General features: G+C 67.5%; 15 protein-coding genes, 1 tRNA gene and 2 pseudogenes. 10 read left to right on the top strand and 8 right to left on the bottom strand.

Going from position 1 to position 17,022, the window contains the following annotated elements; translation table 11 throughout:
* The first annotated feature begins 9 nt into the window (after positions 1–9).
* Positions 10–1,104, top strand: coding sequence for a glycine cleavage system aminomethyltransferase GcvT (gene gcvT / locus ABFX45_RS36415; RefSeq protein ID WP_109633382.1), 1,095 nt, complete (start codon positions 10–12; stop codon positions 1,102–1,104).
* 13 nt (positions 1,105–1,117) lie between these two features.
* Positions 1,118–2,383: a serine hydroxymethyltransferase gene (glyA, locus tag ABFX45_RS36410; RefSeq protein WP_109633380.1), complete on the top strand. Its 1,266-nt coding sequence runs from the start codon at positions 1,118–1,120 to the stop codon at positions 2,381–2,383.
* A 160-nt stretch (positions 2,384–2,543) separates the two neighbouring features.
* Here the strand turns inward: glyA and ABFX45_RS36405 are convergent, their stop codons facing one another.
* Positions 2,544–3,218 (bottom strand): hypothetical protein, encoded by a 675-nt coding sequence (locus tag ABFX45_RS36405; RefSeq protein WP_109635063.1) that lies wholly within the window; start codon positions 3,216–3,218, stop codon positions 2,544–2,546.
* Positions 3,219–3,594: 376 nt separating this feature from the next.
* Between ABFX45_RS36405 and ABFX45_RS36400 the strand changes: the two are divergent.
* Both ABFX45_RS36400 and ABFX45_RS36395 read left to right on the top strand, forming a co-directional pair.
* A pseudogene (locus ABFX45_RS36400) lies at positions 3,595–3,726 on the top strand (DUF1295 domain-containing protein); the annotation flags it as partial.
* Between the two features lie 238 nt (positions 3,727–3,964).
* Positions 3,965–6,013: a S9 family peptidase gene (locus ABFX45_RS36395; RefSeq protein WP_346135094.1), complete on the top strand. Its 2,049-nt coding sequence runs from the start codon at positions 3,965–3,967 to the stop codon at positions 6,011–6,013.
* A 57-nt stretch (positions 6,014–6,070) separates the two neighbouring features.
* Here ABFX45_RS36395 and ABFX45_RS36390 read toward each other — a convergent pair whose 3' ends face one another.
* From ABFX45_RS36390 to ABFX45_RS36375, 4 genes are all read right to left on the bottom strand, one after another.
* Positions 6,071–6,886, bottom strand: coding sequence for a spermidine synthase (locus tag ABFX45_RS36390; RefSeq protein WP_109635061.1), 816 nt, complete (start codon positions 6,884–6,886; stop codon positions 6,071–6,073).
* A 29-nt stretch (positions 6,887–6,915) separates the two neighbouring features.
* On the bottom strand, positions 6,916–7,311 hold the full coding sequence (gene speD, locus ABFX45_RS36385; RefSeq protein WP_030466682.1) for an adenosylmethionine decarboxylase: 396 nt from the start codon (positions 7,309–7,311) through the stop codon (positions 6,916–6,918).
* Positions 7,312–7,345: 34 nt separating this feature from the next.
* Entirely contained in the window at positions 7,346–8,512 is a 1,167-nt protein-coding gene (locus ABFX45_RS36380; protein ID WP_109633373.1) for a type III PLP-dependent enzyme, read from the bottom strand.
* Between the two features lie 108 nt (positions 8,513–8,620).
* Positions 8,621–9,790, bottom strand: coding sequence for a metallophosphoesterase (locus tag ABFX45_RS36375; RefSeq protein ID WP_325049747.1), 1,170 nt, complete (start codon positions 9,788–9,790; stop codon positions 8,621–8,623).
* Between the two features lie 200 nt (positions 9,791–9,990).
* On the opposite strand from ABFX45_RS36375, the gene ABFX45_RS36370 reads away from it, so the two are divergent.
* The 3 genes from ABFX45_RS36370 (at position 9,991) to pabB (ending at position 13,402) form a co-directional block, all read left to right on the top strand.
* Positions 9,991–10,488, top strand: coding sequence for a SigE family RNA polymerase sigma factor (locus ABFX45_RS36370; RefSeq protein ID WP_346135091.1), 498 nt, complete (start codon positions 9,991–9,993; stop codon positions 10,486–10,488).
* Positions 10,485–11,324 carry a hypothetical protein gene (locus tag ABFX45_RS36365; protein WP_346135089.1) on the top strand — a complete coding sequence of 280 codons (840 nt, stop codon included), beginning with the start codon at positions 10,485–10,487 and terminating at the stop codon, positions 11,322–11,324. Before ABFX45_RS36370 ends, ABFX45_RS36365 begins: the two co-directional genes overlap by 4 nt.
* Before the next feature lie 92 nt (positions 11,325–11,416).
* Positions 11,417–13,402: an aminodeoxychorismate synthase component I gene (pabB, locus tag ABFX45_RS36360; protein WP_346135087.1), complete on the top strand. Its 1,986-nt coding sequence runs from the start codon at positions 11,417–11,419 to the stop codon at positions 13,400–13,402.
* 111 nt (positions 13,403–13,513) lie between these two features.
* On the opposite strand, the gene ABFX45_RS36355 is transcribed toward pabB, so the two are convergent.
* Positions 13,514–13,855: a histone-like nucleoid-structuring protein Lsr2 gene (locus ABFX45_RS36355; RefSeq protein WP_030466676.1), complete on the bottom strand. Its 342-nt coding sequence runs from the start codon at positions 13,853–13,855 to the stop codon at positions 13,514–13,516.
* A 322-nt stretch (positions 13,856–14,177) separates the two neighbouring features.
* On the opposite strand from ABFX45_RS36355, the gene ABFX45_RS36350 reads away from it, so the two are divergent.
* Both ABFX45_RS36350 and ABFX45_RS36345 read left to right on the top strand, forming a co-directional pair.
* Positions 14,178–14,459: a metal-sensitive transcriptional regulator gene (locus ABFX45_RS36350; RefSeq protein WP_109633365.1), complete on the top strand. Its 282-nt coding sequence runs from the start codon at positions 14,178–14,180 to the stop codon at positions 14,457–14,459.
* Positions 14,460–14,510: 51 nt separating this feature from the next.
* Positions 14,511–14,584, top strand: a tRNA-Leu gene (locus ABFX45_RS36345).
* Between the two features lie 632 nt (positions 14,585–15,216).
* Here ABFX45_RS36345 and ABFX45_RS46625 read toward each other — a convergent pair.
* Positions 15,217–15,915 (bottom strand): annotated as a pseudogene (locus ABFX45_RS46625) (recombinase family protein); the annotation flags it as partial.
* Here ABFX45_RS46625 and ABFX45_RS36335 point away from each other — a divergent pair.
* A complete protein-coding gene (locus tag ABFX45_RS36335; protein ID WP_346135082.1) occupies positions 15,856–16,248 on the top strand; it encodes a hypothetical protein in 393 nt (130 codons plus the stop codon). The pseudogene ABFX45_RS46625 and the gene ABFX45_RS36335 overlap by 60 nt on opposite strands.
* 254 nt (positions 16,249–16,502) lie before the next feature.
* Here the strand turns inward: ABFX45_RS36335 and ABFX45_RS36330 are convergent, their stop codons facing one another.
* Complete coding sequence (locus tag ABFX45_RS36330; RefSeq protein WP_346135080.1) at positions 16,503–16,790, bottom strand: hypothetical protein; 288 nt, start codon at positions 16,788–16,790, stop codon at positions 16,503–16,505.
* Positions 16,791–17,022 lie beyond the last annotated feature (232 nt).

The raw sequence follows: 17,022 nt of genomic DNA, 5'->3' as shown, positions 1-17,022 counted from the left end.
AGCGTTCTGATGTCCCGCCTCACGCCTCTGAACGCCGAGCACGAGCAGCTCGGCGCGATGTTCACCGACTTCGCGGGCTGGCGGATGCCGCTGCGCTACTCGAGCGAGCTCGCCGAGCACCACGCCGTGCGCACCACCGCGGGCCTGTTCGACCTCACGCACATGGGTGAGATCGTGCTGACCGGAGCCCAGGCGGGCGAGGCGCTCGACCACGCGCTCGTCGGCCACATCTCGGCGCTGGCGGTCGGCAAGGCGCGCTACACGATGATCACCCAGGCCGACGGCGGCGTGATCGACGACCTGATCGTGTACCGCCTCGGCGACGAGGAGTTCATGGTCGTCGCGAACGCCTCCAACGCCTCGGTGGTGGCCGAGGCGCTCGTCGAGCGCGCCGCCGGTTTCGACACCGTGGTCACGGACAAGTCCACCGACTACGCGTTGATCGCGATCCAGGGCCCGAAGTCGGTCGAGATCCTCGCCGGGCTGACCGGCACCGACCTCTCGACGGTCAAGTACTACGCGTCCTACCCGTCGAAGGTCGCCGGCGTCGACGCGCTGCTGGCCCGCACCGGCTACACGGGCGAGGAGGGCTTCGAGCTCTTCCTGGCACCCGCGGACGCTCCCGCCGTCTGGAACGCGCTGCTGGAGGCCGGTGCCGCGCACGAGCTCAAGCCGTGTGGCCTCGGCTGCCGCGACACGTTGCGTCTCGAGGCCGGGATGCCGTTGTACGGCAACGAACTCACGACTTCTCTCACTCCGTACCACGCGAACCTCGGCCGCGTCGTGAAGCTCGACAAGCCGGGCGACTTCGTCGGCCGCGACGCGCTGACGAAGGTCGCCGAGTCCGGGGTGGACTCGGTCCTGGTCGGACTGAAGACGCCGGAGCGCCGCGCCCCGCGGCACGGTTACGCGGTGCTGAACGGCGACGAGGTCGTGGGCGAGGTGACGTCGGGCGCGCTGTCCCCGACCCTCGGCTACTCCGTCGCCATGGCCTACGTGACGAAGGCGAGTGCCGAGCCCGGCACCCAACTGCTGGTGGACGTCCGCGGCAAGAAGCAGCCGGTCGAGGTCGTCGCACTTCCGTTCTACAAGCGTGCCAAGTAGGGAGATCTTCCAGATGTCCGACCAGTTCAACGCCTCCCTCGCGGAGTACGACCCCGAGGTCGCGCAGGCCGTTGCGGCCGAGCTGGCGCGCCAGCAGGGCACTCTCGAGATGATCGCCTCGGAGAACTTCACGCCCGTGTCGGTGCTGCAGGCGCAGGGCTCGGTGCTGACCAACAAGTACGCGGAAGGCTACCCCGGCCGCCGCTACTACGGTGGCTGCGAGCACGTCGACGTCGTGGAGCGCCTCGCCATCGAGCGCATCAAGTCGTTGTTCGGCGCCGGTTTCGCCAACGTCCAGCCGCACTCGGGCGCGCAGGCCAACGCGGCCGCGATGTTCGCGCTGCTGCAGCCCGGCGACACGATCCTGGGCCTGGACCTCGCGCACGGCGGCCACCTGACGCACGGCATGCGCATCAACTTCTCCGGCAAGCTCTACAACGTCGTGCCGTACCACGTTTCCGACTCCGACGGCCGCGTCGACATGGCCGAGGTCGAGCGCCTCGCCCAGGAGCACCGCCCGAAGCTGATCGTCGCCGGCTGGTCCGCCTACCCGCGCCAGCTGGACTTCGCCGAGTTCCGCCGCATCGCCGACTCGGTCGAGGCCTACCTGATGGTCGACATGGCGCACTTCGCCGGCCTGGTGGCCGCGGGCCTGCACCCGTCGCCCGTCCCGCACGCGCACGTGACGACGACGACCACGCACAAGACCCTCGGCGGTCCTCGTGGTGGCGTGATCCTGTCGAACGAGGCGGACATCGCCAAGAAGATCAACTCGGCGGTCTTCCCCGGCCAGCAGGGTGGTCCGCTGGAGCACGTGATCGCGGCCAAGGCCGTGGCGTTCAAGCACGCCGCCTCGCCGGAGTTCGCCGACCGCCAGCGCCGCACGCTGGAGGGCTCGAAGATCCTCGCCGAGCGCCTGTCGCAGCCGGACGTCGCGGCCGCGGGCGTGAAGGTGCTGACCGGCGGCACGGACGTCCACCTGGTGCTGGTCGACCTGGTGAACTCCGAGCTCGACGGCAAGCAGGCCGAGGACGTGCTGCACCAGATCGGCATCACGGTCAACCGCAACGCCGTCCCGAACGACCCGCGCCCGCCGATGGTCACCTCCGGCCTGCGGATCGGTACGCCGGCGCTCGCGACCCGCGGTTTCGGCGAGGTGGACTTCACCGAGGTCGCCGACGTGATCGCGGAGGCCCTGAAGCCGGGTGCCGCGCTCGACGAGCTGCGTGCCCGCGTCGAGGTGCTGGCCGCCAAGCACCCGCTGTACCCGACGCTCTGATCCACACGTGAAGGGGCGCCCGCCGGAATTCCGGCGGGCGCCCCTTTTGTGTTCCGAGAGCGAAACGACGGGAACCCCGGCCCCTTCCCCAGGGCCGGGGTGTCACCGTGTCAGGGTGTTGTGTGTCTCAGATGGACCGTCCTAATCGGATGCTTTGGGGTTACGGCGTCGCCGTCACACCGGCGGGCAGGCACTCCACGTTGCGCTTGCCGTCGGGCTGGATCACGAACCAGGTCTTGCCAACGCCCTGGCCGGCCCACTTGCCCGGTCCCGGGTCCAGCGAGTACGCGTAGATCGGCGAGTTGTCGATGGCGACCTGCTTCTTGCCGTCCGCGCGGGTGATCAGCGAGACGAGCTTCGGGTCGATGCCCTCGACCTGCGGGACCGTGTCCGACAGCAGCGGCGGCCACGTGACTGCGCACTGGTTGTTGCAGTTGGACTTGGCGTCAGGCGCCTTGGTGTCCTTGTCGAAGCGGTACATCGTGCGGCCGTCGCCGTCCTGGACGACCATGCCCATCTTGTCGACAGCCTTGCCGACCAGCTTCACGGAGCTGACCGGAGCGGCCGCCGGAGGCTGCGCGGCGGGAGGCTGCGCGGCCGGGGTCGGGGTTTCCGGTGCCTGCTGCTGGACAGGGGTCTCGGGCGCCTGAGCGGGCTCCTGGAGTACCGGGGCCTGACCCACGTCGCCGTAGTCACCGAGGACGCCCAGGTCGGTTTCGGTCTGTGCCACCGGTTTCGAGTTCGTGCCACTTCCCGTGGCGCTCCAGACACCCAGACCCAGCACAACTGCCAGTCCCGCGGCGAGCCCGATGGCAATGCGGTTACGTCGGATCACACTCATGTCCTCCTTGTCCGTCGTTCGCTCTATCGAGGCCATACGGGCCCGGTTGCGTCTCGGTTCAGAAACGAACCGAACCTCTTGCCGACTCGAACGTCTGGCGGAGCCAGGTTGCGCAGGAGGCGCAGGGTGGTCGTCGCTGGTCAGCTGGCACGAATGGCCGAACGAGTGCTGGGCAGCGCGCTGCCGATCGAAATTCTGGCGTGGGACGGCACCACGCCCGTCCCGCCGGTGGGGCGAGGTCGTCGCACTGGTCGGCGAGGGCCGGGCAAGGGCGTGGCGGCTCTGCCTCGCGGGCGCACGGTGAGCTTCCCGCTTCGCCGCGATCGCGGTGATCACGTTCGTGTTCGCGGAGGGCGATCCAACTCGGCAGTGGCTGCTCGCGAAGGGCACCGGCAAACCGTTGCTGGAGAAGGACATCGTGTCTCGGCGTCCCGGCTACGCCGAGTACGTCCGGCGCACGAGCGGGTTCGTGCCGCTGCCTCCGTGCAGTCGTGTGGGGTAGGGGTCTTGCGGCAGCGGTCCGGCCTGTGTCGAGCGGTGTGGTGAACGGGCAGTCCGCGTACCTCCCGTCGGCCCGTTCACAGCCATCGGCTCGGTTCCTCCTGGCGTGGCTCCCGCGTGGAGGCCGCGTTCAGCGGTGCCGTGCCGCCGTCGTGCGCAACCCCCGTCGGGTCTGTATCGCGCCAGGCAGAAGCCTCGCGCCACCGGTCCGGCGAAGGGCCGCGGGTTAGTGTGGGCGGGTGGGCAATGACATCTCCTTCCCGCGCCAACAGGCGCGCACTCAGCGGTTCACCGTAGGCGCCCCCAGGACCTTCGCGGTGTCGTCAGACGGGGCACGTGTCTTCTTCCTGCGCCCGGCCACGGCCACGAGCCGTGCGAACGGCCTCTGGGAGCTCGACACGGCCACCGGCGTCGAAAAGCTGCTCGTCGACCCGGCGACGCTGCTGACCGACCCGGAGGACCTGCCGGCCGAGGAGAAGGCCCGCCGCGAGCGCACGCGCGAGTCCGGCGCGGGCATCATCGCCTACGCCCTCTCGAAGGACGCCGCGGTCGCCTCGTTCGCCCTGTCCGGCCGCCTGTTCGTGGCCGACCTCGTGAAGGGGGCCGTCCGCGAGCTGCCGACGGACGGCGGCGTCATCGACCCGCGCGTGGACCCGACGGGCTCGCGTGTGGCATACGTCACCCGCGGCACGTTGCGGGTGGCCGAGCTCGACTCGGGCGACGACTACGCCGTCGCCGTGCCCGACGGCGAGGACGTGACGTTCGGCCTGGCCGAGTTCATCGCGGCCGAGGAGATGTCGCGCTACCGCGGCTACTGGTGGGAGCCGAACGGCACCCGCCTCATCGCCGCGCGCGTGAACAACGCCCCGGTGCAGCGCTGGTACATCGCCGACCCCGCCAACCCGGCCACGGCCGCCACCGAGATCGCCTACCCGGCCGCCGGCACCCCCAACGCCACCGTGTCACTTCACGTGGTGTCGCTGGACGGCACCTTCGTCCCGGTGCTGCTCGAGTTCGACTACCTCAACGACGTGCACTGGTCCTCCGGCGGCGCCCCGCTGATCACCACCCAGACCCGCGACCAGCGCACCCGCAAGATCTACTCGCTGGCCCCCGAGACCGGCGCCGTCACCGAGCTCGTCACCGAGACCGACCCGACGTGGATCGAGGTGACCGTCGGTGCCCCGGCCTGGACCCCGGACGGCCGTCTCGTGCGCATCGTCGGCAACGGCGACGAGTACGCCCTCCAGCTTGACGACGACATCGTGACCACCGGCCTCCAGGTGCGCCGCGTCCTGGACATCGCCGACGACTCCATCCTGGTCGCCGCCTCGGCCGACGACCCGACCCAGGTCCACGTCTACTCGGTGGGCGAAACCGTCGAGAAGCTGTCCACAGAGGACGGTGTGCACACCGCGATTCGCGGCGGTGACACAACTGTGTTCGTATCGGCCACTTTGGACAGCTTCGGCACGAAGGCCACCGCCGGAGCTCACGTGATCGAGTCGTGGGCGGAAACCCCGGTGCTCAAGGCGTCTCCGCGCCTGCTGACCCTGGGCGAGCGCAACATCCGCGCCGCCCTCCTGCTCCCGTCCGGCCACACGCCGGGCACCAAGCTGCCCGTCCTCATGGACCCGTACGGCGGCCCGCACGCCCAGCGCGTCCTGTCCTCCCAGAACTCGTTCCTGGCCTCGCAGTGGCTGGCCGACCAGGGCTTCGCGGTCCTCGTGGCTGACGGCCGCGGCACCCCGGGCCGAGGCCTCGCCTGGGAACGCGCCATCGCCTACGACTTCGCCGGCGCCACCCTGGAAGATCAGGTGGACGCCCTGCACGCGGCCGCGGCCGTCGAGCCCGACCTGGACCTGACCCGCGTGGCCATCAGGGGCTGGTCCTACGGCGGCTACCTGAGCGCCCTGGCGGTGCTGCGCCGCCCGGACGTCTTCCACGCGGCCATCGCCGGCGCCCCGGTGACAGACTGGCGCCTCTACGACACCCACTACACCGAGCGCTACCTCGGCCACCCGGACGAGAAGCCGGAGGTCTACGACTCGAACTCCCTGATCGCCGACGCGGACAAGCTCACCCGCCCGCTGATGATCATCCACGGCCTGGCCGACGACAACGTGGTGGCAGCGCACACCCTGCGCCTGTCCAACGCCCTGCTGGCCGCGGGCCGCCCGCACACCGTGCTGCCCCTCTCGGGCGTCACGCACATGACCCCGCAGGAACAGGTCGCCGAGAACCTGCTCCTGCTGCAGGTCGACTTCCTCAAGCAGTCCCTGGCCTGAGAAACAGCGAAAGGGGCGCCTCCCGCAACGGGAAGCGCCCCTCTCCAAGCCGAACCGTCAGGCCAGCGACTGCCGCACCCGGTAGGGCGGGATGCTGTTGCCGACCAGCGCGAGGTCGTCGATCGACTCCGGCTGGTACCCGGCCGTCTTCAGGCGCTCGACCATGAGCGCCGTCGGGTCCTCGACCACGTCGGCACGCCCGAACAGGTACGCCCACTCGTGCTCGTCCGAGCCGTAGTAGGCGACGGTGTCGAACACCTCGTTGAACCGCTGCCAGGAGCGGATCAGCGTGGTGTTGCGCCACATCGTCTGGCAGCCGGACTGGTTGACGACGACGCCGCCCGGACGCAGCAGGGCCTTGCACATGCGCAGGAAGTCGGCGCCGTACAAGCGGTTGTGCTGCGCCTCCTCCTCACGCTCGTCGGGCAGGTCCACCAGCACGATGTCGTACTTCTCCGACGTCGTGCGGATGTACTCGAACCCGTCGATGTACTGCACGCGGATCGGGCCGGTGCCCTTCTCCGCCTCGGCGAGCTCGTCGAGCGTGTACCCGTACGGCAGGTGCTCGGCGCACAGCTTCACAGCCTGCTCGTCGATGTCGATGTGGTCGACGACCGACGCGCCGTGCTGAACGGCCATCTGGCACACGACGCCCTCGGAGGAGCCGATGACCAGCACGCGCTCGACCTGGTCGGCCAGCAGAAGCGCCGGCACCATCAGGGCCTCGTGGTAGGTCAGCTGGCTGAACTCCGTGGACTGGCGGTCGTTGTCGCAGAACAGCGACACGCCCTGGGCCGTGCGGGCGATCACCAGGTGCTGGAAGTCGGTCTTGGTGTCGACCAGCACCTCGTCCACGCGCCAGTGGCGGGTCATGCCGTCGGCGAGCGGCTCGTTGATGGCGTTCACGCGGCGTGCTCCTTGATGCCACGAGTGACGAGATCCGTGCTCACGTGAGCGGCGCCCAGAGCGTCAGCGAGGAGCTGGACGGCCAGCGCGGGTTTCGCACGAGTACCGCAGGTGAAAACGTCGACGAACACCGAACCCACTTCGGGATAGGTGTGGATCGAGGCATGGGACTCCGACAGCAAAGCCAGCACGGTGACCCCCTGCGGATCGAACTTCTTGGAGATCACCTCCAGCACCGTTGCGTCGGCCTGCGTGAGAACCTCACCAAGGGCGTGTCGGAGGAACTGCTCGTCGTCGAGCAGATCGGCGCTCACACCCGAAAGCTCTGCAAGTACGTGCTGTCCCGCGAACAAACCGACGGTTTCCTCGGTCTGACAGGGCGCTTCGGACATCAATCACTCCAAACTATGTGAAGTACAAACGGACTTAGATGCAGTACGTGGCCAACGGCGGGAAGCCGTTGAAGCACACGGACGAATAGGAGGAGGTGTAGGCGCCCGAGTGGAGGATGTCCACGTGGTCGCCGGCCCTCAGGTCGAGCGGCAGGTCGTAGCGCGTGTGCTGGTAGATCACGTCGTCCGCGTCGCACGTCGGGCCGGCCAGCACCACCGGGCCGAGCTCGCCACCGTCGCGCGAGGTGCGCAGCCGGTACGCGATCGCCTCGCCCTCGGTCTCGGCGAGGCCCTGGTAGCGGCCGATGTCGAGGTACACCCAGCGGCGTTCGTCCGAATAGGACTTCCGCGACACCAGCACCACCGAGGAGCGGATCATCCCGGCCTCCGCGGAGATCGCGCGGCCCGGTTCGATCATCACCCGCGGGCGCTCGGCGCCGAAGTGCCGCGCCAGCGACGCCTCGATCGCGGAGGCGAACGCCTCCAGCGCCGGCGTGTCTTCTTGATACACCGCCGGGAGGCCGCCGCCCAAGTTCACGGTGGTGGTCTCGATGCCTTCCGCACGCAGTTTTGACGCGATCAGAGCGGCGTCGGCGATACCGGAGTCCCAGCCCGAAACGGACATCTGCTGCGAACCCGCGTGGAAGGCCACACCCAAAGGAACGAGTCCTGATTGGTGCGCCAGCCGCAAGAGATCCGTCGCCATCTCGGGATCGCAGCCGAACTTGTTGCCGAACGGGTACGTGGAACCCTTGCTGTGGACGAGGATCCGCACGAGCACGGACGAGCCCGGCGCGTGCTCGGCCACGAACCGCACGTCCTGTTCGCTGTCCGACACGAACAGTCGCACCCCGCGCGAGTAGGCGTACGCGATGTCCGCGGCCTTCTTGATGGGGTTGCTGTAGGAGATCGACGCGGGTGATGCGCCGCGTGCCAGGCACAGGTCGATCTCCGCGGGCGACGCGACGTCGAACTGCGAACCCTCCGACACCAGCGTGCCCACCACGTCGGCCTCGGGGTTCGACTTGACCGCGTAGAAGATGTCGACTGACGGCAGGGCCGCGTGAATCGCCTGGTAGCGCGCGCGGATCGTCTCGAGGTCGATCACCAGACACGGTGTCGACGGGTTCTCCTGGTCCAGGAAACGCCGAATACGAGCCTCTGCCTCGTAACGCCGGTCAACGGCGAAGCTCTCGGTCATTTCCCCAGGGTTCCCCCTTCATCCGCCTCGCGGTCCGTACGCGGGCACGGCCGTCCACTCTACGGCCTCGACACCGCATGTGCGCAATCCAGTCCGGCCGAGTGTGACTTAGCCAGCAGTGCGCAGTTCGATCATCGTGATGTCCGGTGGTGCGCCCACGCGCACCGGGGGACCCCAGAATCCCGCGCCACGACTGACGTAGAGCCACGTGTCGTCCACCTTCGACAGCCCCGCGACGCTGGGTTGCTGCACCGGCACGACGAAGTTGAACGGCACCATCTGTCCGCCGTGTGTATGGCCGGACAACTGGAGGTCGATGCCGTGTGAGGACGCGTCGCTGACCTGCACCGGCTGGTGTGCCAACAGGACAAGCGGGTTGTTCCGGTCACGGCCGGCGAGAGCGCGTTCGAAGTCCGGCCCGTCGCCGTAGGACTTGCCGATGATGTCGTTCACACCCACGAGCTCGATCCCACCGGCAACTGTCAAACCCTCGTTGCGCAACGGGTTCACACCGAGCCGTTCCATCTCCGAGATCCACTGCTCGTGCCCGGAGAAGTACTCGTGGTTGCCCGTCACGAAGAAGCTGCCGTGCCTCGACACCAGGTCTCGCAACGGCGCCGCGGCCTCACCCAGCTCCGCGACGGTGCCGTCCACGAGGTCGCCGACGATCGCGACGAGGTCGGCCTCCTGCTCGTTGATCATCCGCACGATCCGCTCGGTGTGCGAACGCCCGAGCAGCGGGCCGAGGTGAATGTCGCTCACAACCGCGATCCGGAAGCCCGACAGGGACTTCTGGAGCTTGTCCAGCGTGACCGGCACGTTCAGCAGCTGCGGCGCGCCCAGCGCCTGCGTCATGCCGTAACCGACCACGCTGCCCGCCGCGATACCGGAGCCGATCGCGACCGACCGCGAGATGAACAGCCGCCGCGACGGGTCCGGCACGACCTCGACCGGCTCGGCGCCCACCGCGGCGGGCACGAGCGTGGCCCGCTTCAGCAGGATCCGGCGCGGAATCTCGGCGATGCCCAGCGCGATGGCCAGGTAGAACAGCAGCGCGAGCCACACGAAGCCCGGCCAGGCGAAGAACTTCCCGTACTCCGGCGGCACCCGTCGCGTCACGACCAGCGCGCTCATCAGCAGCACGAACGCCCCGATGACGGCGAGCGTGCCGATGCGGCGCCCGAGCGTGCGCGGACGTGTGGTGTCCACGACCAGCCGGCGCCACAGGTACAGATGGCCCAACGCGGTCGGAACTCCGAGGAGCAACAGGAAAATCACCGCACAAGTATGCGTTTCGCCCTCGCGGGCGTGATCGCCGGAGCCGCCCGGCGGCCGCGATCTCACTTTCGGCACGCGCACCGTCACAGGCGGTGGCACGCTGGGCCGTACCGGTGACGGAAAAAACGTGTGAGGTCCGTGCAACCCTCCGGGCCGCAGGTGGCGTGAGTAACCCGGTACCGCAGATTAGGGGGAACCTGATGAGTGATCGGGACGCCGCGTTCCAGGAGTACTTCGCGGCCCGTTCCGACGCCATGCGCGGCACGGCCTACCTGCTGTGCGGCGACTGGCATCGCGCGGAGGACCTCGTGCAGCAGGCGTTCACGAAGCTCTACCTGGCGTGGCGCAGGATCGAGCGGCACGAGGCACTGGACGCCTACACCAGGCAGATTCTGGTGCGGACGTTCCTGTCCGAGCGACGGCGCGGGTGGTTCCGGTTCGAGTCGGCGAGCGACGAGCTCACCGACTCGGCGGCTCCGCCGGGCACGTACCCCGAGGAACGCATGGTGTTGCTGGAGGCTCTGGCGAAGGTGCCTCCGAAACAGCGTGCGTGCCTCGTCCTGCGGTACTGGGAGGACATGTCGATCGAACGGACGGCAGTTGTCCTCAAGTGTTCGGAAGGAACGGTAAAGAGTCAGGCCGCGCGGGGGCTGCAGACGCTGCGTGGCCTGCTCTCACAGCAGGAGAGGGTTCGATGAACGAACAGGACCTCAAACGGGCTTTCGAGGACGTTGTGGTGGCGAGCAGCCCGCCGCCGTCGATGGATCCCGGCCGGGCGCTGGAGGCGGCGCGCAAGGCCAGGTCGAAGCGGCGGTCGTCGATCACCGGTGCGCTGGTCGCGGTGCTCGTGGTCGGGGCCGGCCTCGGGACGGCGTTCGCGCTCAACCCGAAGGCCACCACCGAGTACATGACGGGCGCGGCGCCGAGCAGTAGCAGCAGCGCCGCCTGGCCCGGCAGGTGGCCGGAGGGGCAGAGCGACCGCACGGCCACGAAAGGACCGCAGGCCGACCGCGCGATCAAGCTGCTCGAGGAGCTCAAGGGCGTGGTGCCGGCCGGGTACGACGCCCCGCAGCTCAAGTACCAGGACCCCTCGTACGCCGGGGGTGACATGCAGCGCACCCAGGGACAGGTGGCGTCCGACCGCGGCGAGGTGCCCGAGGTCTGGGAGTACATGGCTCAGACACCCGTGCGCAAGGACGGCAAGGTGGGTCGGCTGCTCGCCGAGTCGTCCACTCCCGACCCCGAGCTGCCGACCGACCCGTGCGCCCTCGCCAGGGCGTTCTGGGGCATGGGCGGGCCGTGCCGGGTGGTCGACGTCAAGGGCCTCAAGGTCGGTGTCGTGCAGAGCAACCCGAGCGGCCGTGACCAGTTCGACAAGTGGGCCACCTACCGGGCCCAGGACGGTCAGGTCGTGACGATCGCGCAGGACGACAAGTACCTGGGCGGTGACTACCCGGAGCTCGACGGGCCGTTGTTCACGGAGGAGCAGCTGGCCGAGCTGGCGACGGACCCCCGGTTCCGCATGGGTGACTGAGTCCGCTTCGATCCAGGAGGGCGGTCACGTCTGTGGCCGCCCTCTCTCGTTGCTCTTTTCGGGTGTTTTGGCAGGTAGAGTGCCTTCCTGCAATGCGCACTCTCCTCATCGACAACTACGACTCGTTCACGTTCAACCTCTTCCATCACCTCGCTGAGGTGAACGGTGTCGAGCCCGTGGTCGTCCACAACGACGACCCGCGCTTTCGGCTTGCCTCGCTGCGTTCGTTCGACAACGTGGTGATCTCGCCGGGACCCGGCCGGCCGGGCAACCCCGCGGACTTCGGCATCTGCCGCGCGGTGATCGACCACGCCGAGATCCCGTTGCTGGGCGTGTGTTTGGGCCATCAGGGGCTGTGCCTGTCCTACGGCGCTGTTGTCGGCCCTGCGCCCGTGCCGCGTCATGGGATTGTTTCCCCGATCACCCACACGGGCGTCGACGTGTTCGCCGGGCTGCCCTCGCCGCTGGACGTCGTCCGGTACCACTCGCTGGCGGTCACGGATCTGCCTTCCACTTTGAAGGCCATCGCGTGGAGCGACGACTCCGTGCTGATGGGTGTGCGCGCTCTCGACCGGCCCGCGTGGGGCGTGCAGTTCCACCCCGAGTCGATTTGCACCGATTTCGGCCGCGAGATGCTCGCGAACTTCGGCGCGCTGACGCCGGCGCGGACCGCCGCCGTACCGGAACCGGTGCTGGTTCGTCCAGAGCCTCAGAAGCGCCCTGTGCACGTCCGGCGGCTCGACGTGGCCGTAAACGCGGAGGAAGCGTTCGCGGCGCTCTACGGAGCCTCTGAGACCGCGTTCTGGCTGGACAGCGGCCCTCGCGGGCGGTTCTCGTTCATGGGGGACGCTTCGGGCCCTCTCGCGCGCGTTGCGCAGTACTCCGTGCCGGATCAAGTGCTCACGGTCGATGGCGTGCGCCTGCCCTGCCCGTCCTTCTTCTCGTGGATGGACGACGACATCGCGGCGTGGGGCGTCGAACAGCCGGACGTGCCGTTCGACTTCGCACTCGGGTGGGTCGGATATCTCGGCTACGAGCTGAAGGCGGAGTGCGGCGGCGACTACGCCCATCGCGCGGAACAGCCAGACGCGTCGTTCATGTTCGCTGACCGTGCGGTGGTCATCGATCACGTTGATGAACGCGTCTATTTGCTGTCGCTGACCGATGACACGTGGTTTGGTGAGGTTTCGGCCGCTCTGGCCGATCTGCGGCCGTTGGGGGAACCTGCGCAGCCCGTCGTGTCAGCGGTGACGTTGCGCCATCCGCGCGCGCACTACCTGAAGCTGATCAGCGCGTGCCAGGAAGCGATCACGGCGGGGGAGACCTACGAGGCGTGCCTGACGAACATGATGTCGTGGCGCGGCTCGATCAACCCGTGGGACACTTATCGGTTGCTTCGCGCCGCTAATCCCGTTCCGTTCGGAGCGTTGCTGCGTTTCGGTGAACTCTCCGTGCTCAGCACGTCACCCGAACGATTTATCCGGGTTGACAGACATGGTGTGGCCGAGTCTTCGCCGATCAAGGGCACACGCCCCCGAGGTGTTGATGCGCGGGACGACGAGATGTTGCGCACAACACTGGCCCGTTCGGTCAAGGACCGGGCGGAGAACCTGATGATCGTGGACCTCGTCCGCAACGATCTCGGCACGTGCGCGGAAGTCGGTTCGGTCGAGGTGACGCGGTTGTTCGACGTCGAGACCTACGCGACCGTGCACCAATTGGTGAGCACCGTGCGGGCACGCCTTCGGCCGGACAGTTCTGCCGTCCGATGTGTTCAGGCGGCGTTTCCCGGTGGATCGATGACCGGCGCCCCGAAGATCCGGACCATGCAGATCCTTGATGGGTTGGAAGCCGGTCCACGCGGGGTGTACTCGGGAGCGCTCGGTTACTTCTCGCTCAACGGCGCCGCCGACTTCAGCATCGTCATCCGAACGCTCGTCGCGAACGGCGACCGGCTCAGTTTCGGCGTCGGCGGAGCAGTCATCTCGCTGTCGGACCCCGACGAGGAATTCGAGGAGACAGCGGTCAAGGCCACTGCGGTGTCACGCCTGTTCGGAGCGCACTTTCCCGGTCGTTGATCCCACGTTCCGGGGGATAGTGTGAACGAACCGGGTTGTACTCACCCCTGATGGTTAACACGTCGGCCGGTAGCCCGGCCGACGTGTGGAAACCTCGCGTGTTCGCGCAGGTCAGGAAGCGTGCGCTTCCTGGAACTGCACAACCAGGTTCTGCGGAATGCGACCGCGGTCCGAGATCTGGTGCCCCTGCGCGCGAGCCCAGTCACGAATACGCTGCGCCTCAGCCTTGTCACTGGCCTTCACCGTGGACTTGCCGGTGCCCTTGCGCTGCTTGCGGCCACCCGCACGACGAGCCTTGGCGACGAAGTCCGCCAGCGACTCGCGAAGCCGCTCCGCATTTCCCTTCGACAGGTCGATGGCGTACTCGACACCGTCAAGTGCGAAGGTCACGGTCTCGTCGGCTTCTCCGCCGTCGAGGTCGTCGATGAGTTGGACGACGGTCTGCTGTGCCACTGTTCCTCCGTTGGGTACTCACATAGCACGCGGATCCTCGACGTAACCACGTGCTCCGACAACACCATAGTCCACACGAGGAAAAACGGCGAACCTTTCGCCGCTAAAATGTGACCCCAACCGCCCGGTCGGGGCATTTACCCGGTAAACCACACGGGTGTTATGGGTCCAAAATGTGCAGCTAGTCGTCTCACTTCGGCCAGTTGCTGGGCTTGCCGGACGCTTCACCATTCCCGCTGACGGAGCAGCGTTGCACATAACGCACCCCATCCGGTCCAGGTATCCTCGACATACCCGCCAGGGGTAGGGAAGGTCGGGAGCGATGCACGGGTACACCGCGGACAAGGACGCATACCTCAAGCGACTGCGCCGCATCGAGGGACAGATCCGCGGCCTGCAGCGCATGGTCGAGAACGACGAATACTGCATCGACGTCCTGACCCAGATCGCCGCCGCCACGAAGGCCCTCCAGGCGGTGTCGCTCGGGTTGCTCGACGAGCACTTGAAGCATTGTGTCGCCCAGGCGGCCGCAGAAGGCGGCCCCGTGGCCGAGGAGAAGCTCGCAGAGGCCTCAGCAGCCATCGGGCGGCTCGTGAAGTCATAGCGGCCCCGCGCGTAACTCACTGGCGTGATCCGCTAGAGTTCACATAGCTACGCCCCCGTAGCCCAATCGGCAGAGGCAGCGGACTCAAAATCCGTCCAGTGTGCGTTCGAGTCGCACCGGGGGCACGTACAACATCTACACATGAGCCCGTGACCGTGCTGGTCACGGGCTCATGTGCGTCTTGGGACATTTCGTCGATCCTTTCCGCGGCTCCGGCGATGGCGGTGAGCCGGTCGGCCGGCAGTTTGATGGTCAGAGTCACGTAGTTGCTGCCTGGGTGCAGCCGGATGGTCAGCTGGGTGGTGTCGAACAGCCTCCGCAGCAGCTTCTCGGGTGCCTTGGCCAGGTTGATCCGAAGCTGCGGCAGCGCGTCGATCAGGTCGACGTCCTCTTCCCCGGGCTTGCTGGGTTCGGCCTCGTCGATGGCGTCGAGTTCGGCGACGGCGGCCAGGGTGGCCTGTTTCTCGGCTTCGAGGTCGTTGTAGCTCTGGCGCAGTCCGCGGCTGAACGGGTCGTCGGGGTCACCGTCCTGAGCCTGGCGCAGGAGGGTGTTCTGGCGGCGGGCCATGTCGGCGATGCTCCGCTGAAGACGCTCTCGTTCAGCCTGCCGGGCCTGAGTTTCGCGATCGTCAACGTTGTCGAGTTCCGCAGTGTGGATTGCGCGGCGGTGTGGACCGAAGACCCGGTCGGCGTAGAAGGCGGCGATGGCGTCGAGCAGTGTGCTCTCCCGGATGTAGACGGTCTTCGGGTGGTCGGTGAACTTGTCGGCGCGGCCACGGTTGTTGTTGCGTGGCCAGCACAGGTAGTAGGCGCGGTCGCCGCGGTGGTTGCCGAACATGCGGCGTCCGCAGGCGTCGAACACCATGCCGCGCAGCAGGTAGGTGCGAGCGGTCTCCGGGTGGGTGTTCTTCTCGTTGCCGTCGCGAGAGCCGCGTTTGGCCTGCCTCCGTGCGTTGAACTCGTCGAACATCCACTTCGGGATAAGCGGTTCGTGTGCGGGCTCGGTGGACCACACCCACTTGACCGCGTCGTTGATCTTGCCTCGCCGTGAGCGGGAGGCGCGGCGGTTGAACACCTGGTAGCCGGTGTACTTGGGGTTGCGCAGGATCTCGTAGACGCTGGTCTTACCCCAGGCGCCGCGCGCCCGCACCTTGCCGGGCGGCTCTGGCGGCGGGTACTTGGCGGGGTCGGCATTCAGGCGGTCGGCGATGGTGTCGTAGCCGAGACCTTCGTGATAGCGCCAGCTGGCGATCTGCGTGACGGTCTCGCCTTGCAGGCCGTCGGGTTCGAGCCGTGTCTTGGTCTGACCCTTGGCTGCCTTGGTGGGGTTGGGGTGGCGGTAGATCTTGGCCTTGTAGCTGTACGGAGGTTTGCCGATGTTCCAGCCTTCGCGGACGTGCGTGCACAGCCCACCCCAGGACTGTTCGAGGGTGTTGAGGACTTCGTACTCGGCCACCGACTGGTTGATCCGCCGCTGCAGAATCCGCTGCGCTCGACTGCCGGTCAACGTGATCGGCTCGTTGGAGGCGAACAGCGGAACCTCGACTCGTTCCAACTCCCGCTCGATCGAGAGACCCTCGAAAGTACGGCGAGCTACACGAGCCACGCTTTCGCAGATCACGACATCGAACCGGCGACCTGGATGCGGCGCTTCGTCGAGCAGGTCGGCGACTCCACCGTCACGAGCGATCGGGATGTCGTAGCGCTCGTAGTTCTCGCCTCGCCCGCGTTGGTCGAGTTCCATGCGGCCGGACTCGACGTCGTAGAAGTGCGCGACGATCACCCATGACTCGGGGATGGCGGCCTTGCAGTTTCCGAGCTGCCGCAACATGGACTGACGCGGATCTTGCTGGTCGTCTGTGGACGTCCGGGCAAGGAAGGCGACGCGGACTTCGTTGCGCAGCAAGGCTGTCGGCATGCCGAGTGGCGAGACCGCGTAGTCCGACAACCCTGACGGCCCAGACGGCACGACAGAGAGTGTCGCGGGGAACCGTGCGGCCAGTGCCGGTGAGGGCGGGTCTATTGCCGGGTTGTTCGGCGTGTTCATGCAGCCTCCCGTTCGTCGGGCTGTCCGGCGCATTCTTGGGCTATGGCCCAGTCGAGAAGGTCGTGGATCACGGCGTTCAGCTCGCCGCGCAAACGATCGCCTTCGGCGCCACTCACGTAGCGCACATGACCGGAGAAGGTCCAGTTCTTCGTGTGCTTTCCTGTCCCATCATACCGCCATACGACCTGGTCAGGGATGTCATAGGGCGAGATTTCGATGTCACCATCGGGTGCTTTTCGAGGCGGTGGAACAACAATCGCCTCGTCGTGCGGTTGGGGGTCCATCGTTGGCACCTCCAGATGCCCGTGAGCACGCTCCTGGTACGCGTGATGTCGCGGGCGGTTGTTCGGCAGGCCAGGTTGTGGCGTCGAACAGGAAAGCTAGCTGGTGGGCCTCGACTCCCCGACTGCACTGCGGCACCCGTCGGGGCCGGCGATCACCGGCTGTGTGTTGCGCTCCAGACGTTGTTGCCCTTGGTGCAGCGAGACAATCGGCGAGACCGGTCGAGACGAGCGA

Source organism: Lentzea roselyniae, from assembly GCF_039537795.1.
In the GTDB taxonomy this organism is placed as follows: Bacteria; Actinomycetota; Actinomycetes; order Mycobacteriales; family Pseudonocardiaceae; genus Lentzea; species Lentzea atacamensis.
Note: the sequence above shows the minus strand (reverse complement) of the source record. Positions and strands in the feature narration are given on the sequence as shown.

Excerpts from the sequence above, each read along its gene's own strand:
- glyA (WP_109633380.1), top strand. The coding sequence starts at position 1,118 with ATGTCCGACCAGTTCAACGCCTCCCTCGCGGAGTACGACCCCGAGGTC.
- speD (WP_030466682.1), bottom strand. The coding sequence starts at position 7,311 with ATGTCCGAAGCGCCCTGTCAGACCGAGGAAACCGTCGGTTTGTTCGCG.
- ABFX45_RS36365 (WP_346135089.1), top strand. The coding sequence starts at position 10,485 with ATGAACGAACAGGACCTCAAACGGGCTTTCGAGGACGTTGTGGTGGCG.
- ABFX45_RS36350 (WP_109633365.1), top strand. The coding sequence starts at position 14,178 with ATGCACGGGTACACCGCGGACAAGGACGCATACCTCAAGCGACTGCGC.
- gcvT (WP_109633382.1), top strand. The coding sequence starts at position 10 with ATGTCCCGCCTCACGCCTCTGAACGCCGAGCACGAGCAGCTCGGCGCG.
- ABFX45_RS36380 (WP_109633373.1), bottom strand. The coding sequence starts at position 8,512 with ATGACCGAGAGCTTCGCCGTTGACCGGCGTTACGAGGCAGAGGCTCGT.
- ABFX45_RS36330 (WP_346135080.1), bottom strand. The coding sequence starts at position 16,790 with ATGGACCCCCAACCGCACGACGAGGCGATTGTTGTTCCACCGCCTCGA.
- ABFX45_RS36390 (WP_109635061.1), bottom strand. The coding sequence starts at position 6,886 with ATGACCCGCCACTGGCGCGTGGACGAGGTGCTGGTCGACACCAAGACC.
- pabB (WP_346135087.1), top strand. The coding sequence starts at position 11,417 with ATGCGCACTCTCCTCATCGACAACTACGACTCGTTCACGTTCAACCTC.
- ABFX45_RS36370 (WP_346135091.1), top strand. The coding sequence starts at position 9,991 with ATGAGTGATCGGGACGCCGCGTTCCAGGAGTACTTCGCGGCCCGTTCC.